The 15,391-nt window shown below is 66.2% G+C and carries 16 protein-coding genes; 6 read left to right on the plus strand and 10 right to left on the minus strand.

Annotation, left to right across the window (positions count from 1 at the left end; genetic code table 11):
- Nucleotides 1-9 precede the first annotated feature (9 nt).
- Genes F6Q13_RS06765 through F6Q13_RS06775 form a run of 3 tightly spaced genes read right to left on the minus strand, consistent with a single transcriptional unit; the run spans nucleotide 10 to nucleotide 1,397 of the window.
- On the minus strand, nucleotides 10-186 hold the full coding sequence (locus F6Q13_RS06765; protein ID WP_293054262.1) for a hypothetical protein: 177 nt from the start codon (nucleotides 184-186) through the stop codon (nucleotides 10-12).
- 9 nt (nucleotides 187-195) lie between these two features.
- Nucleotides 196-576, minus strand: coding sequence for a hypothetical protein (locus tag F6Q13_RS06770; protein WP_293054265.1), 381 nt, complete (start codon nucleotides 574-576; stop codon nucleotides 196-198).
- A gap of 59 nt (nucleotides 577-635) precedes the next feature.
- The gene (locus tag F6Q13_RS06775; protein ID WP_293054268.1) at nucleotides 636-1,397 is read right to left on the minus strand and encodes a hypothetical protein; all 762 of its coding nucleotides are present in this window, start codon (nucleotides 1,395-1,397) and stop codon (nucleotides 636-638) included.
- Nucleotides 1,398-1,622: 225 nt separating this feature from the next.
- On the opposite strand from F6Q13_RS06775, the gene aceA reads away from it, so the two are divergent.
- Entirely contained in the window at nucleotides 1,623-3,923 is a 2,301-nt protein-coding gene (aceA, locus tag F6Q13_RS06780; protein WP_293054271.1) for an isocitrate lyase ICL2, read from the plus strand.
- A 406-nt stretch (nucleotides 3,924-4,329) separates the two neighbouring features.
- On the opposite strand, the gene F6Q13_RS06785 is transcribed toward aceA, so the two are convergent.
- Genes F6Q13_RS06785 through F6Q13_RS06795 form a run of 3 tightly spaced genes read right to left on the minus strand, consistent with a single transcriptional unit; the run spans nucleotide 4,330 to nucleotide 5,832 of the window.
- Complete coding sequence (locus F6Q13_RS06785) at nucleotides 4,330-4,497, minus strand: hypothetical protein (protein ID WP_293054274.1); 168 nt, start codon at nucleotides 4,495-4,497, stop codon at nucleotides 4,330-4,332.
- The gene (locus tag F6Q13_RS06790) at nucleotides 4,494-4,652 is read right to left on the minus strand and encodes a hypothetical protein (RefSeq protein ID WP_293054277.1); all 159 of its coding nucleotides are present in this window, start codon (nucleotides 4,650-4,652) and stop codon (nucleotides 4,494-4,496) included. The genes F6Q13_RS06785 and F6Q13_RS06790 overlap by 4 nt, the downstream gene beginning before the upstream one ends.
- 16 nt (nucleotides 4,653-4,668) lie before the next feature.
- Complete coding sequence (locus tag F6Q13_RS06795; protein ID WP_293054280.1) at nucleotides 4,669-5,832, minus strand: LLM class flavin-dependent oxidoreductase; 1,164 nt, start codon at nucleotides 5,830-5,832, stop codon at nucleotides 4,669-4,671.
- Nucleotides 5,833-5,924: 92 nt separating this feature from the next.
- On the opposite strand from F6Q13_RS06795, the gene F6Q13_RS06800 reads away from it, so the two are divergent.
- Nucleotides 5,925-6,371: an SRPBCC family protein gene (locus tag F6Q13_RS06800; RefSeq protein WP_293054283.1), complete on the plus strand. Its 447-nt coding sequence runs from the start codon at nucleotides 5,925-5,927 to the stop codon at nucleotides 6,369-6,371.
- 503 nt (nucleotides 6,372-6,874) lie between these two features.
- Here the strand turns inward: F6Q13_RS06800 and F6Q13_RS06810 are convergent.
- Together F6Q13_RS06810 and F6Q13_RS06815 are read right to left on the minus strand one after the other, a co-directional pair.
- Nucleotides 6,875-7,567 (minus strand): GDSL lipase, encoded by a 693-nt coding sequence (locus F6Q13_RS06810; RefSeq protein ID WP_293054286.1) that lies wholly within the window; start codon nucleotides 7,565-7,567, stop codon nucleotides 6,875-6,877.
- 69 nt (nucleotides 7,568-7,636) lie between these two features.
- Nucleotides 7,637-8,890, minus strand: coding sequence for an acyltransferase (locus F6Q13_RS06815; RefSeq protein ID WP_293054289.1), 1,254 nt, complete (start codon nucleotides 8,888-8,890; stop codon nucleotides 7,637-7,639).
- A 212-nt stretch (nucleotides 8,891-9,102) separates the two neighbouring features.
- Between F6Q13_RS06815 and F6Q13_RS06820 the strand changes: the two genes are divergently transcribed.
- From F6Q13_RS06820 to F6Q13_RS06835, 4 genes are all read left to right on the plus strand, one after another.
- A complete protein-coding gene (locus F6Q13_RS06820; protein ID WP_293054292.1) occupies nucleotides 9,103-9,552 on the plus strand; it encodes a Fur family transcriptional regulator in 450 nt (149 codons plus the stop codon).
- 27 nt (nucleotides 9,553-9,579) lie between these two features.
- Complete coding sequence (gene katG / locus F6Q13_RS06825; protein WP_293054294.1) at nucleotides 9,580-11,757, plus strand: catalase/peroxidase HPI; 2,178 nt, start codon at nucleotides 9,580-9,582, stop codon at nucleotides 11,755-11,757.
- Between the two features lie 160 nt (nucleotides 11,758-11,917).
- Nucleotides 11,918-12,376 carry an STAS domain-containing protein gene (locus F6Q13_RS06830; RefSeq protein WP_293054297.1) on the plus strand — a complete coding sequence of 153 codons (459 nt, stop codon included), beginning with the start codon at nucleotides 11,918-11,920 and terminating at the stop codon, nucleotides 12,374-12,376.
- Nucleotides 12,377-12,420: 44 nt separating this feature from the next.
- Nucleotides 12,421-12,864, plus strand: a complete 444-nt coding sequence (locus F6Q13_RS06835; protein WP_293054314.1) for a hypothetical protein — start codon at nucleotides 12,421-12,423, stop codon at nucleotides 12,862-12,864.
- A gap of 8 nt (nucleotides 12,865-12,872) precedes the next feature.
- Here F6Q13_RS06835 and lnt read toward each other — a convergent pair whose 3' ends face one another.
- Nucleotides 12,873-14,351: an apolipoprotein N-acyltransferase gene (gene lnt / locus F6Q13_RS06840; protein ID WP_367141201.1), complete on the minus strand. Its 1,479-nt coding sequence runs from the start codon at nucleotides 14,349-14,351 to the stop codon at nucleotides 12,873-12,875.
- The coding region (locus tag F6Q13_RS06845) for an amidohydrolase family protein (RefSeq protein WP_293054300.1) at nucleotides 14,348-15,391 on the minus strand (1,044 nt) is incomplete at its 5' end. The genes lnt and F6Q13_RS06845, both read right to left, overlap by 4 nt.

The raw sequence follows: 15,391 nt of genomic DNA on the forward strand, positions 1-15,391 counted from the left end.
CGTGGCACTTTAGATCGCGCCGAAGACTCGGCGCTCAATGCTGGCATGCGTCACGCCCACCGGCCGACTAGGGTAGCGCGTCTGCTCGATTCGTCGGTGGTGGGCGGAGAACCCTTTGACCGCGGTCATGATCAGCCCGGCCAGCGGCAGCAGCACCAGCAGAAATTCCGCCAACCGGAACAGCAAGCCAACGATTCACCACGGGGACTCGTGCAGCACCAGCGTGACGAAGCCGTACGTCATGCACAACAGCAGGTTCAATGCCGCCAAAACCATGCCCGCCAAGATGAGCCAATGCGCAGCGCGGCGACGGCTGCGCTTGAACCTCGCGACGCGCTCCCGACGTTTCATCTCGGTGACCGCGAGCGCGAAATTGACGTCGATCAACTCCTCGGACGCCGGCGGCGCGCCGGCCGCGATTTCCCGCAGCCGTGCGGCCGAGATCCCCACCCCGACGTCGGCGAAGCGTCGGCTCATCTGTCTCGCCCGCCTGCGGCTGAGCACCTGATCCCGGATGGGCGCATCGTGCGGCGCCCTCTCCCAGCGGCTGCCCCACAGATTGGACGAGCTTGCCATGGCGATCACCCTAATTCGGCCCGGCCTATCCGGCAGGATTACCGCCGGCAAGCCGATGGTTACCGTCGCTCGCGGACTTTGTAGGTCGCGGGCCACGACTTTCGGGAGTCGTCGCCCACCAATGGAGTGCCCATACCCCCGACCTTGACGTCATATGCCTCCCGAGCGGCGCCGACTTCGCGGTTGGCGTGCTGCTGAGCCAGGTAGTACAGCTCATCGATCGTGGCTTCGCCGTACGCGACAAAGGTGGTTTTACGGGGGACGTTGTCGACCGCGATGGCGGCCCTTTCCAACAGCGCTCCGGTAACGAGCGCTGCCACCGCAAACAGCCCCACCGGGATCACCCAATATCCGACGAAAGCCAGCGGCCGCGTCGAGGCGGCGATCGTGACGTCCCCCGAGACGATCGGCGGAATCGCCGAGGACACCGTCATCGCGGCGAACACCGCCACCCACACCCGGCTCAGCAGCGTGGTCAGCCGGACGAACGGCTCCGCGTCGGCACGACGGCCTGCGACCCCTAGGAGGGGCTTGCCGATCAGGACGCCGGTCAGCGCCGCCAGGCAGATCCCGGCGTTGCTCAGCGCCAACGCCCACCGCTCCACGGTCCGTGGATTCATGCTGAAAATGAGCATTGCCAGCACCGGGAATACCGCAACAGCCCCGATTTCGAGCGCGCCGTGTGACGAGCGTGCCGCGAGCTTGACGCCGAAAACCGCTGTCGCGACCACCAGTGCGGCCACTACGGCAACGCCAGGGGGAACGTTAGCGACGAGCACCCAGAAGACCATCCACGGTGCAAAGCCGGCCTGCATGCCCACGGACCGTCAGTGTACGACTGGTGCGCGACTCGGCGCCTGGGCTGAACCAGCACGGTGGGGCGGCGCCGCAGCACGAGCGAAGCTATCCAAGACCCTGCGTCGAACCGCTGCGCCCGGCAGCGCTGCATCGATGACCGCGGCCGCAACCAAACACGCTGCAGCAAATCAGGCCGGAGATACACTTGCCTCGTCCAGGGAACCGAGCTGAACAGGGAGCATAAATCCATGGCCACCACTATCGAAGCGGAAGCACAGCCCCGCACTCGGTTCGAGCAAGACGTTATCGACACCCAGCGATACTTCGACAGTCCGCGCTTCGACGGGATCATTCGGCTCTACACCGCCCGACAGGTTGTCGAGCAGCGCGGCACGATCCCCACCGACTACACCGTGGCGCGAGAGGCCGCGGTGGCCTTCTATCAGCGGCTGCGCGAGCTGTTCGCACAGCGTAAAAGCATCACGACGTTCGGCCCCTATTCGCCCGGGCAGGCCGTGACCATGAAGCGCATGGGCATCGAGGGGATCTACCTCGGTGGCTGGGCAACCTCGGCCAAAGGCTCCGCGACCGAGGACCCGGGACCCGACCTGGCCAGCTACCCGCTGAGTCAGGTGCCTGAGGAGGCCGCCGGGCTGGTGCGTGCCCTGCTCACCGCCGATCGCAATCAGGAATACCTGCGCCAGCAGATGACTGAAGAGCAGCGCGCCGCGACTCCGGCCGTCGACTACCGGCCGTTCATCATCGCCGACGCCGACACCGGCCACGGCGGTGACCCCCACGTCCGCAACCTGATCCGCCGCTTCGTCGAGGCCGGTGTCGCGGGGTACCACATCGAAGACCAGCGTCCGGGCACCAAAAAATGCGGCCACCAGGGCGGCAAGGTGCTGGTGCCGTCCGACGAACAGATCAAGCGCCTCAACGCTGCCCGGTTCCAACTCGACGTGATGCGGGTACCCGGCATCATCGTGGCGCGTACTGACGCCGAAGCGGGGAACCTGATCGACAGCCGCGCCGACGAGCGCGACCAACCGTTCCTGCTGGGCGTGACCAACGTCAAGCTTCCGTCCTACAAGTCGTGCGTCCTGGCGATGATGCGGCGCTTCTACGAGCTGGGCGTCAAGGAACTCAACGGTCACCTGCTCTATGCCCTGCCCGACGGCGAGTACGCCGCTGCCGATGCCTGGCTGGAACGCCGGGGCATTGCCGATCTCATTGCGCAGGCGGCCGCGGCCTGGCACGACGGCGCGCGGCAATCCCTCGACGCCCTCTACGACAAAGTCGAGTCGCGGTTCGTCGACATCTGGGAAGACGACGCCGGGCTGATGACCTACGGCGAGGCCGTGGCCGAAGTGCTCGAATTCGCCGAACGCGAGGACGAGCCGCGGGACATGAGTGCCGCCGAGTGGCGCGAGTTCGCCGCGGGTGCATCGCTGTACACCGCGCGCCAGAAGGCGAAAGAACTGGGTGCCGACACCCGCTGGGACCCGGAGTTGGCGAAAACACCCGAAGGGTACTACCAAGTCCGCGGCGGCATACCGTATGCGATCGCCAAGTCCCTTGCCGCAGCGCCGTTCGCCGACCTGCTCTGGATGGAAACCAAGACTGCCGATCTCGCCGAAGCCCGCCAATTCGCCGACGCGATCCATGCGCAATTCCCGGACAAGATGTTGGCTTACAACCTCTCGCCCTCGTTCAACTGGGACACCACCGGCATGACCGACGAACAGATGCGGGCGTTCCCCGAAGAACTCGGCAAGATGGGCTTCGTTTTCAACTTCATCACTTACGGCGGCCATCAGATCGACGGCCTGGCCGCCGAGGAGTTCGCGACCGCGCTGCGCACCGACGGCATGTTGGCGCTGGCTCGTCTGCAGCGCCAACTTCGTCTGGTCGAATCGCCCTATCGCACACCGCAAACCCTGGTGGGCGGGCCGCGCAGCGATGCGGCGCTGGCGGCCTCGTCGGGCCGGACGGCGACCACCAAGGCGATGGGCAAGGGTTCCACGCAGCATCAGCATCTCGTGCAGACCGAGGTGCCGCGCAAGCTGTTGGAGGAATGGCTGGCGATGTGGAGCGAGCACTACCGGCTCGGTGAGAAGCTCCGCGTTCAGCTGCGCCCGCTGCGCGCCGGCTCCGAGTTGCTCGAGCTGGTCATCTATCGAGAAGGGGGCGACGCCGAGGACAAACTCGCCAACGTGATCTTCGCACCGTTCCAAGACCGCCGCGGCATCACCATCCTTACGGTGCGCGATCAGAACACCTACGCCGAATCGTTGCGCCAGAAGCGTCTGATGACGCTGATCCACCTGTGGCTGGTGCATCGCTTCAAGGCCGACGCGGTGCACTACGTCACCCCGACCGAGGACAACCTCTACCAGACCGAGAAGATGAAGTCCCACGGCATCTTCAGTGACGTCCACCAGGAGGTGGGTGAGATCATCGTCGCCGAGGTGAATCATCCGCGCATCGAGGAGTTGCTGGCGCCCGATCACCAGGCGCTGTGGCGGCTGATTCGCAAGGAGGGGTAGCCGTCCCTCCCAGGACCCCAACGGGGCTGGTCCGGATATCTCGTCAGGGAGGTTGCCATGGGTCGAAGTGTCGGAGATCGATACGAGTGCGAACAGTGCGGAGCGGCGCTGGTTTACGAGAAGGCGTGTCCATGTCAGTCCGACGAAGAGCACGCGGAGATCTGCTGCAGCACGCAGATGAAACAGGTGGTGCAGGCGTAGCACGCCGATCGCGTGCGCGGCGTCACACCTGTCGGTCGACGACAAGAACTTGGACGGCGCCGAGCCCGGGGGCACAACGTCCGAGCCCGGCAGCGAGCGGCTCGAGCCGGGGCAAAAACCCGGGGTGCGCAGCGGTGAATAACCACCCCCGCAGGTGGGCACGTCCGTAACGGCTGCCGAGGCGGCCCAGGACTTCGCGGGTCAGCTAGTCGGCCGTGGAAAACGGGGCGCGGTGGGTAGGCCGGTCGAGCAGTCCCCACAGACTTTTCGGGTTCAGGGCCAGTGCGACGATACGACCGCCGGGGCGGGTGACACGTGCCAGCTCGGCCAGCACCGCCGCCGCGTCTGTGAACTCCAGAGTTGCGATGGTCACCGTGGCGTCCGCGACGGCATCCGGCAGTGGCAGGCGTCGGGCAGCGCAGCCTCCACCGCGGCCAGTTCTACGGCCCACGCATGGGCACCCCAGGGCTTGTCGAACCAGGCGTCGTACGCTCGCGCCTCGGCCTCGGTCAGGTTCGGCGTGTGCACGGCGACGTCGCGACGGTTATTTCGACCCGACTTCGTCCCGGTATTTCCTGGCCATGTGGTCGATGGCCTGAAGTTGCGTCTCCGCCAGGTTGTCTCGCACCTCGCTGGCCCGCGCTGCGGCGTCAAGTGTCGGCTTCGCCTGGCCCTGGAAGTGGGGCATCACCTCGGCGGCGAACAGTTCCGCGGAGCGCTTGGTGGCCGCCGGGTTCGCCCACTCGTGGGCCATCTGCAGCATGCAGCCGAAGCCGCCGGATTGATCCCATAGCCGCTGCACCTGGGCTCGCGCCCGCTCCGGCGTGCCGATCACCCCGGCACCGTTGTCATTGATGATGTCGATCATCTCGTCGAGCCGCTCCCCCGGCATGGTCATCTGCGGGAATGCCGCCACCTTCTGGAAGTAGCGGAACCACGGCTCGATCCCGAATTTCACGTCGGCACGGGCCTGCTCGTCGGTCTCGGCAATATGGAACGGTCCGACCAGAGTCCAGTTTTCGCGCTCGACCCGGGTGCCAAAGGCTGCGGCGCGCTCTTCCACGATGCCCCAATGGTAGGCGAGCGCATCGAAGCCCTCGATCGTCAGCGTCGCCCCGATGGAGAGCAGGCCGATGCCATACTTGCCAGCCAGCCGCGCCCCGGTCGGCGACGCGACCGCGGCGACGGCCAGCGGGATCCCCCCGTCGGAGTAGGGAGCCAGCTGCAACCGGGCATCGAACAACTCGTGGGTGGCGGTTTTGGCGGTGACGGTCTCCCCCGCCAACAGCCGTACCACGATGTCGAGGTTGGTTTCCAGAAGTTCGCGCGTGTCGGTGGGGCTGAGCCCGATCATCGCCGAATCGGTGGGCAGTGAGCCGGGACCTACCCCGCCGATCACCCGACCGCGGGTTAGGTGATCCAGCAGCATGAGTCGGTCGGCAACCCACAGTGGGTTGTGGTACGCCAGCGAGATGACCCCGGTGCCGAGCCGGATCCGGTTAGTCCGTTGCGCGGCGGCGGCGATGAAGATCTCCGGTGAGCTGATGATCTCGCTGCCCGCCGAATGATGTTCGCCGATCCATGCCTCGTCGAAACCCAGGGCGTCGAGATGTTCGATGAACTCGAGGTCGCGCTGCAGCGCGAGGGTCGGGTTGGTACCCGCGCGGTGGAACGGTGCGATGAAATATCCGAACCTGAGCTTGGCCATCAAGGTTCCCCTTGCGATCGAGAGTTGACCGAACCTTAACCCTATCCCGCGGGGTTCCTTGACTGAGTGACGAAGCTGGCACTATTGCCGACATGGCCGTCACCGAATCGCGGGAAGTCGTCATCGAGGCGACGCCCGCCGAGATCATGGACGTCGTCCTCGACCTCGAGTCGTTGACCGAGTGGTCCTCGGTGCACCACGAGGTTGAGATCCTCGAACGGGACGGCCGCGGCCTGCCCCGCAGATCTCGGCAAGTGGTGAGGATCCTCGGTCTCAGCGACGAGCAGGTGCTCGCCTACACCGTCCACGACGACGGAGTGGGCTGGACGCTGGAGAGCGCCACACAGCAACGCGCGTTAAGCGGGCGCTACACGCTTATCCCCCAGGGCGAGTCCACCCGAGTCCGCTTCGAGATCACCGTCGATCTCGCGATGCCCGTGCCCGGATTCCTGATCAAAAAAGGCGCCAAAGGCCTGATGGACACTGCCACCGAAGGCCTGCGCAGGCGGGTGTTGGAGGTCAAGAAGGGCGCCGGGTAACCCCGCTGCCCGGCGCCGGCGAGCGGTCAGGGCCACCCGCCGCAAATACCACCCACGCAGCCGCCGCCCCCGCCCGGTCCACCACCGCCGCAACCGACCCCAGGAAGGCAGCCGCCGCCGCCGCCGGGGCCGCCGCTGCCGGTCGGGCCGCCGGGCGCCGCGCCGGATGGCGGCACTGGGCTCACACTCGTCGCCGGTGTCGTGGTTGTCGTTGTCGTCGTCGACCCTTGAGTCGTTGTCGTGGTGGTGGTTGGTCCACCTTTGTGCTCGCCGTCGCACCCGACTGACAACCACAGCACTGCAGCACCGCCGCACAGCGCGATGGCCAGTCTGGGGGATTTCATCAGACCTCACTTTCACCGATGGCCCGCACGACACGTCCCGGACCGCTGTGTTGTATACCCCCGATACGCAAAAGAAAACCGAAAAAACGTGGTACCGCCGGGTATGGCGCGGGCCACCGGCGCCGTCCCGTCACGCGGCGGCGATCCTCGGCGCGTAATTCAGACCAGCCAGGGCAACTGGGCGCGGATCAGCGGCACAATTTTTGCGGCCATATAGGCGTGGCCGGCATCGTTGGGGTGCACCCCGTCGGCACCGATCAAGTCGGATCTGCCGACGAACCAGTTTTCGGCGATCGGGTCGACGAATGTCGCCCCCGCCGCTCGTGACTGGTCGGCGATGACGTCGCGGACGCGAAGTACGTCAGCGGGTGCATCGGCCGTCGGCCATGGTGGTCCGATCACCAGGAGTCGCGCCGACGGTGCGGCACGGCGAACCAGATCGAACGCGTCGTGTGCCTTTTCGGCCAGCAAGTCAGGGTCGGTGCCCTGATCGTTGCGGGATCCGAAAAATACCACCAGTACGTCATCGGAATGCACCGCTTTGGCGGCCAGATCGCCGAAAACGCTGCCGTGGTCGCCGGGTACGCCGTAGCCTGCTCTGCCCTCGGCCGCCACATCGGGAGCGACCTGTACACCCTGACGCTCAAGTGTCGCCCAGGCTCGAGAGGTCCAGCTCTGCGGGCCCCGACCGCCCTCTCTGGTTCCGGTGGTGTACGAGTCACCGATAACGGCAAGGTGATTAGCCGGGGAACCCACACTCAGTGTGGTGTAGTTTCGCGTCGGGTCAGCGCGATGTCCGAGCGCCGCGAGCAGGACGGCGAGCGTCATAACAACCGTGCCCAGACGACTCACCACTTGCTCCACCCCCATGATCGGCGGCCCACCGGCATTTTAAGGGGCAGTGCAGGCACTATGGGACGTTTATCCGGCGCGCGCGGACATCGGCGTGTTGCGCTCTGCGCGGGTATGGCCGTTGGGCTGCACGCTGGCCTGTGCCGGATTCACAACCGGATCCGTACGCAGGTCGATGCGCGTTTTCCCGTTCGGGGCGGTGACGTCGGCCATGCGGCGCATCCAGCGGCGAGCGGGCTCTTCCACGAAGTGGAACAACAGAGCGGCGATACCCGCGGCGATCGCGAGCAGGCCAACGACCGTCAGCTTCCCGCCGGCACCCTGCAGGGTGAGCTGGAATTGCTCAGCGGCCCACGTCCAGGCCGTGTGCACCAGCTCGTGGACCATGTAGAGGCAAAACGAGATTTGCCCACCGAAGACCATCACCCGACTGGACAGCAGCATGGGCAGGCTGCCGACGCCGACCCCCAGCGTCATCACCAATGGAACAAACAACACGTCGACCAGCCCGCTGCTGTCGATGAGACCCGGCACGGGGTGGGCGTCCAGCACATACAACAGTCCCACGATCACCGCGAGCAGCAACGCGGAAAGGTACCCCGCCCCGCGCCGGACCTGATCGGTCAGACGCAACCTGGTCACCGCGGCGGCAAGGAGCGCTCCCGCGATGAATTGCATGACGATGCGTGGCAGCCAACTCCACGGTGTGTAGAACTGACCGCTGGCCAACAACAACAGCACCGGCGGCAGCGACGCGACAACCGCCAGCCAGAACAGGTTTCGGGCTCTCGTGACATGCGCCATCCGGAAGATCACCAGCACGAGCGAGCCGAAAAGCAGGTAGGCCAGCCACTCGGCGCTGATCGACCAGGCCGGTCCGTCCCAGCTCGATCCGTCGAAGTACGGCTGGAACCACAGTTGCACCATCAGCAGCTGACGCACGTAACTGACCGCCGTCAATCGACTGACGTCTTCCGACGGCACATGCCCGACATGCATCGTGAAGATCACCCACGCCGCGGCCAGGTGCAACGTCACCAGGTAAACCGGCCACACTCTGGCCAGTCGCAGCCACAGGAAGTGCAAAGTGGCGCGCGTGGACCAGGACCGGCCCATCCGATCGAGGTAGTTCCAGGTCAACACGAAACCGCTCAGGATGAAGAACAGGTCGACCCCTTGCGCGCCGCAGTTGAGCACCGGGGCGAGTGCGTCGCTGAAATCGGGTGCCGACGCCCGCAGCAGCGGACGGTAGTGAAACAGCACCACCCACACGGCGGCAATGATGCGTAGACCGGTGAGGGCTTTGATCTCTCCGCTTCGCACGACACTCTTTCTCAGGACGCCACTGCTGTTTCGTTCCCGCCGCCACGCAGGCCGGCCGGGCGGCCCCGGCTCCACGGGCAGGTGTTCGGAGATTACCAGTGCTGCCGCTGCCGCACTGCCTGCGCACGCGGTGTGGCTTGGTGTCGGGTCGCCGCCCAATAGACCCCACCCAAAGTATTGACTGGATCAAATAAAGGCGCGATATTCATGAGGTGGCCTGCAGGCCGGATTACGCAGGGCAACTGCGTGCCGCCGAGTTACGCGTAACGCGGCCCCGGCTGGCTGTTCTGGCCGCCGTGCAAGGTCATCCGCACGCCGACACCGAGGCGATCTTCGATGCGGTGCGCGGTGATCTGCCCACGGTTTCGCGTCAGGCGGTCTACGACGTTTTGCATGCGCTGACCACAGCGGGTCTGGTTCGACGAATCCAGCCGCCCGGATCGGTCGCCCGCTACGAGGCGCGGGTCGGCGACAACCACCACCACATCGTTTGCCGGTCCTGCCGGGCTATCGCCGATGTCGACTGCGCGGTCGGCGAGGCGCCCTGTCTGACTCCGGCTGACGACGGCGGGCTTCTCGACGGCTTTGTTCTCGACGAAGCCGAGGTCATCTACTGGGGCTTGTGCCCCGATTGCTCGATGTCGCAGATGACCAGCCCGTAATCACTTATTTCCGAAAGGAAGATCCCGATGTCGGAAAACGAAAACTCGGCAATCTCCTCACCCGCTCCCCATGCGCATCGGCCGATGACGAACCGGGACTGGTGGCCGGACCAGCTGGATCTGCGTGTGCTGCATCAGAACTCGCCGCTGGCCAATCCCATGGGCAGCGGCTTCAACTACGCCGAAGAGTTCAAGACCCTCGACGTCGAAGCGCTCAAGCAGGATCTCTTCGCGCTGATGAAGGACTCACAAGACTGGTGGCCGGCTGACTACGGCACCTATGGGCCGCTGTTCATCCGGATGAGCTGGCATGCTGCCGGCACGTACCGCATCCACGACGGCCGCGGCGGCGGCGGCAGAGGCGCGCAGCGCTTCGCGCCGCTGAACAGTTGGCCCGACAACGTGCTGCTCGACCGGGCGCGCCGGCTGTTGTGGCCGGTCAAGCAGAAGTACGGCCGCAAGATCTCGTGGGCTGACCTGATCATCTTCGCGGGCAACTGTGCCTACGAATCGATGGGGTTCAAGACACTGGGTTTCGGTTTTGGCCGGGAGGACATCTGGGAGCCCGACGAAGTCTACTGGGGGCCCGAGGACACCTGGCTCGGTGACGAGCGCTACAGCGGCAAGAGAGACCTCGCCAAGCCGTTCGGCGCCACCCAGATGGGCTTGATCTACGTCAACCCGGAGGGGCCCAACGGTAAACCGGATCCGGTGGCCGCGGCCATCGACATCCGCGAGACGTTCGCCCGCATGGCGATGAACGACGTCGAGACCGCCGCGTTGGTGGTCGGCGGCCACTCGGTCGGCAAGACCCACGGCGCCGGCAGACCCGAACTCGTCGGCCCCGAGCCCGAGGCCGCCCCGATCGAACAGCAGGGTCTGGGCTGGAAGAGTTCGTTCGGTACCGGCAAAGGCAGGGACGCGATGGGCAGCGGCCTGGAGGTCGTCTGGACGCCCACCCCGACGAAGTGGGACAACAGCTTCCTGGAAACTCTCTACGGTTACGAATGGGAGCTGACCAAGAGCCCGGCGGGCGCCTGGCAGTGGACCGCGAAAGACGCCGAACCGATCATTCCTGATCCGTTCGATCCGTCCGTAAAGCGCCTTCCGACGATGCTGACGACGGATCTGTCGATGCGCATGGACCCGATCTACGAGAAGATCACCCGCCGCTGGCTGGATCATCCCGAAGAGCTCGAGCATGAGTTCGCCAAGGCGTGGTACAAGCTGCTGCACCGCGACATGGGACCGCTGAGCCGCTACCTGGGCCCCTGGGTTCCCGAGCCGCAGTTGTGGCAGGATCCGGTGCCCGAGGTCGACCACGAGTTGATCGACGCCAACGACATCGCCGAGCTCAAGAGCACGTTGCTCGGGTCGGGATTGTCCATCCCGCAGTTGATCGCCACCGCCTGGGCGTCGGCGGCGAGCTTCCGGGGCACCGACCGGCGCGGCGGCGCCAACGGGGCACGGGTCCGTCTCGCGCCGCAGAAGGACTGGGAATGCAATAGTCCGGCCGAACTGGCCAAGGCCCTGCAAGCCCTCGAGCGGGTCCAGCAGGATTTCAACGCCGCCCAGTCCGGCGGCAAGAAAGTTTCGCTGGCCGATGTGATCGTGTTGGGCGGGTGCGCGGCTGTGGAGCAGGCGGCGAAGAATGCCGGGCACGACATCACCGTCCCGTTCGCGCCGGGACGCACCGACGCCTCGCAAGAGCAGACCGACGTCGAGTCGTTCGCGGTGCTCGAACCGAAGGCCGACGGGTTCCGCAACTACTTGCCCGCCGGGGAGAAGCAAGCACCGGAGCGGCTGCTGGTGGACCGAGCCGCCCTGCTGACGTTGACCGCCCCGGAGATGACGGTTCTCGTCGGCGGCATGAGGGCGCTCAATGCCAACTTCGGTCAAGCGCAGCACGGCGTGTTCACCGATCGGCCCGAGACGTTGACCAACGACTTCTTCGTGAACCTGTGCGACATGGGCAACGAGTGGAAAGCGTCCGCTTCGTCGGAGAACGTCTATGAGGTCTGTGATCGCGCTACCGGCAAAGTCAAGTGGACCGCCACGGCGGTCGATTTGGTGTTCGGTTCCAACTCGCAGCTGCGGGCCATCTCGGAGGTCTACGCCGCAGACGACGCGCAGCCGAAGTTCGTCCAGGATTTCGTCGCCGCGTGGGACAAGGTGATGAACCTCGACAGGTTCGATCTGGCCTGATCGACCGCGCACCGGGGCCCGCGACCCTGGAAATCGGTTCTTAGCAAGGTATTAGAGGTCACTCCCAGTGACCTTAAAGTAGCCCGTTACCGTGGCAATCAGGTCGAGGCCGGACCTTCCCGGCACAATTCAGCAACGTGATGACGAAGCGGGGCAGACAATGGCTAATTCCAGTGACGCGACGAGTTCCTCCTTGCTGCCCCGCTACGGTGATCCGACGTTCGACTGCGGTGGCGCGCAGGTCCGGGCGCAGTGCCGCCACCTGGCAACCGTGGTGTCGATCAGCGGCGCGATCGATGCGATCAACGTCGACCGGGCCGGCGAATACAGCAGTCATTTCGTTTTGCCCGACACCCCGATTGTCCTGGACTTGAGTGGTCTTCAGCGGATGTCGCCGCAGGGTATCCGCTTGCTGCACCGCGTCGATGACGCCTGTCGCGCCGCCGGGGTCGAGTGGGTGCTGGTGGCAAGCCCGGCGGTGACCCGGGTGCGCAGCCTCAGCGGCGACGCGTTCGCCTGTCCCGTTGTCGACTCGGTGCGCGAGGCGCTGCGCGTCTTCGCCGACGCGATCTCCGCGCGCCGGCGGCTGCTGTTGCCGCTGCTCGGCAAGTCGGCGTAGTCGCCTCGCCGGGGCGGTATCCTCGTATGATTGCCTAGGTGAGGATCACGTCGACAGCGATCGCTGGAACAGTCGTCGCGCTGGGATGGGTCGGCTATTGCGGTCACGCCGCAGCCGAACCACCCGCACCGGCGCCGCAGCCCAAGACGACGATCGACCACGACGGCACCTACGCGGTGGGAACCGATATCGTGCCGGGCACCTACAGCTCGGCCGGCCCGGTCAACGGGGGCACGTGCTACTGGAAGCGAGTCGGCAGCGACGAGGACAACAAGACCGTCATCATCGACAACGCGATGAGCAAAAAGCCTCAAGTGGTGCAGATCGACCCGGGCGACAAGGCGTTCAAGACTGACGGCTGCCAGCCGTGGCAGAAAACCGACACGGCAACCCCTGATCCGGGCAAGTCGCCGGCGGAGGTCAAGTTGCCGTTGGACATCCTCAACCGGCTGGCCGGCCCGCCCGGGGGCGCCCCGCCTGCGCCGTAGTCTGCGGTTCAGGCCCGCGCCGATGCCCTGCCGGCTAACCACCGCAGGATTCCTGCAGCGCCGGCGCACACCGTGATCGTGCCTGACAGAACCACCACCCAATTCCCCAGCCGTTGGTAGACGGTGGTGACTGACCCCAGCGGAACCCGGACGACAGCGGTGCCACGATAACTCGAGACCAGCCAGACCAGCCGCCGACCGCGCGCATCGAATGCCGCGCTGTCACCGGAGAGCCCGGTGTGCACGGCCGGATGCCCGACCTCGACGGCGTGAACGGCAATATGGCCGGCCAACTGCGGCTGCGCCCAGCTGCCCTGAAACGTCGAGGTGGAACTCTGATACGCCAGCAGTTGGGCGCCGAGTCGCACGTCTTGGCGCGCCAAGTCGGCGAACAGTGCTTCGAAGCTGATCCGCGGCCCTACGGAAAGTGCGCCGGCATGCAGCACCACCGGTCCACTCCCTCGGCCGCGGTCCTCGGCCGCGGCCTTGGTGTGGCGGGTGATCCAGCCGAGGACCGCGCGCAGCGGGACGTATTCGCCGAACGGCACCAGCCGGACCTTCCGGTAGTCGCCCAGCGACCCGGTCGGCCCGACGAGCACCGACGACTTGTAGATTCCGCCGGTCGGCGCGGGTGCATCGACATTGACCAGAAGATCCGCACCGATACGTCGGGACAGGTCCATCAGCTCCGCCATGACCGTCGGGTGACTGGCGAGGTCGACCCCCACACTGCTTTCGCCCCAGACCACCAGATCCACCCGGCGAGCGGCCAACGCTGCCGTGAGCATCTGCCCGGCTTTCTCCCGGGCCGTCGAGTCGACGATGGCGCCGGGCTGCACCAGTGCCACGTCCACCGTGGCATCGGCCGGCGGCTTGGGCTCCAGCACGTAGTAGAGCGGCCCCGCCGCAGTACACGCAGCGGCGACCAGGAACGCGACCAGACGACCGCGCACGCAGCGGGCCAGGATCACCCCGGTAAGCGCCGTGTTGGTCGCAACGAGCAGGAAACTCGTCAGCCAGACACCGCCGAGCGACGCGGACGCTAGGGTGGCGGGCCGGTTCCACTGCGAGTCGCCCAATAACTCCCACGGCCCGCCCATACCCGGCCGCGACCGAACGGCCTCGGCCATCACCCACACGCTCGGCAACACGAGGACGGCGGCCAGCATCCGGCGGGCTGTCAGCGGGCGTTGCGCCAGTAGCCGGTGGGCTGCCCATCCCCACGGCGCCCACAAGGCGCCCAGCCCGGCGGCCAGCACCACCAGCATCGGCCCGGCGCTGGGTGCGAGCCAATACTGGGTGGCCAGCACAAAGCCGGCCAGAGCGCACCAGGCCCGGGCGGCCGCCTGGTGCGGAGTGGGTGCGGCGCGCACCACCAAGAGCAGCGGGACCACGCCCACCCACGCCAGCCACCACCAAGACGGCGCCGGGAAGGCCAGCGCGAGCAGGGCGCCGAGGCTCAACCCCGCCGCGAGTCCGGAAATCAATCGAGTCCGTAGAAGCGCTGCGCGTTGCGGCCGGCGATCTTGGCGCGGGCGTGCTCGTCGATGTCGGAGCGGGTGCGCAGCTGCTTGGTGCTCTCCGGCCATTCGCCGTCCCAGTGCGGGTAGTCGCTGGCGAACATGATGAAGTCCGCGCCGAGCACGTCGATGACCCCCGGCAGGATGGGCTCCGCGGGCTCGCAGGTCACCCAGATGTTGCCGGCTTGCAGGTACTCCTGCGGATCACGCTGCCAGCCGCCCTCGATCCAGTCGCCCCGCTTCTCGAAGTGCTCGTGCAACCGGTCGATGAAGAACGGGACCCAACCCACGCCCGCCTCGAGGAAGGCCACCCGCAAGCCCGGATGACGGTCGAAGACCCCACCTGAGACCAGCGCGGTCATCGCCGTCATCTGGTCGAACGGAAAGCTGACGCAGTGCACCTGGATGTAATTCGTGAACCGGTCGACGCCGATCTTCGGCAGATGGAAACCGGGCACACCGTGAATCCCCAGCGGCATCTGCACGTCGACCGCGGCTGCGTAGAACGGGTCGAGGTCGGGGTGGTCGAGGTTGCGGGTCTGCAGCGCCGGCGGCAACAACATGGCGACCAGACCCAGCTCCTTCGCCTCGCCCATGATGTCGATCGCGACCGGACCGTGCTCGATCGGGGTCACCCCGACGCCGCGCAGCCGGCCGTTGGTCGGCCGGCAGTAATCCGCGATCCAGGCGTTGTAGAGTCGGGCGAACCCGGCGGCGAACTCGGGATCCTGCAGAGTCGGCGCGCACAGCCCGAGGCTGGGATAGAGCACCATCGTGTCGATATGGTCACGATCGGCGTTGCCGAGCACCCCGTCGACCGTCGAGCAATTCAGGCCGGCTGCTGTGCTCAATCCGTGTTCGACGGGCACACCCGCGCCCGGTCCGTGGTCTTGGGGGTAGTGGCGACCCTCGATCAGGAATCGTGGCCGGCCGTCGGCGCTCGGCATGACGTGCTGCGGCCATCGCTTCATGGCTTCGACCGCGAGCGAGGGGGTTTCGTTGACGTG

It is taken from the genome of Mycobacterium sp., from assembly GCF_008709575.1.
GTDB lineage: Bacteria > Actinomycetota > Actinomycetes > Mycobacteriales > Mycobacteriaceae > Mycobacterium.

What these genes read in the sequence shown, in the direction of transcription:
- F6Q13_RS06800 (WP_293054283.1), top strand. Translation starts at nt 5,925, where the DNA reads ATGGCCGTCACCGAATCGCGGGAAGTCGTCATCGAGGCGACGCCCGCC.
- aceA (WP_293054271.1), top strand. Translation starts at nt 1,623, where the DNA reads ATGGCCACCACTATCGAAGCGGAAGCACAGCCCCGCACTCGGTTCGAG.
- F6Q13_RS06830 (WP_293054297.1), top strand. Translation starts at nt 11,918, where the DNA reads ATGGCTAATTCCAGTGACGCGACGAGTTCCTCCTTGCTGCCCCGCTAC.
- katG (WP_293054294.1), top strand. Translation starts at nt 9,580, where the DNA reads ATGTCGGAAAACGAAAACTCGGCAATCTCCTCACCCGCTCCCCATGCG.
- F6Q13_RS06795 (WP_293054280.1), bottom strand. Translation starts at nt 5,832, where the DNA reads ATGGCCAAGCTCAGGTTCGGATATTTCATCGCACCGTTCCACCGCGCG.
- F6Q13_RS06770 (WP_293054265.1), bottom strand. Translation starts at nt 576, where the DNA reads ATGGCAAGCTCGTCCAATCTGTGGGGCAGCCGCTGGGAGAGGGCGCCG.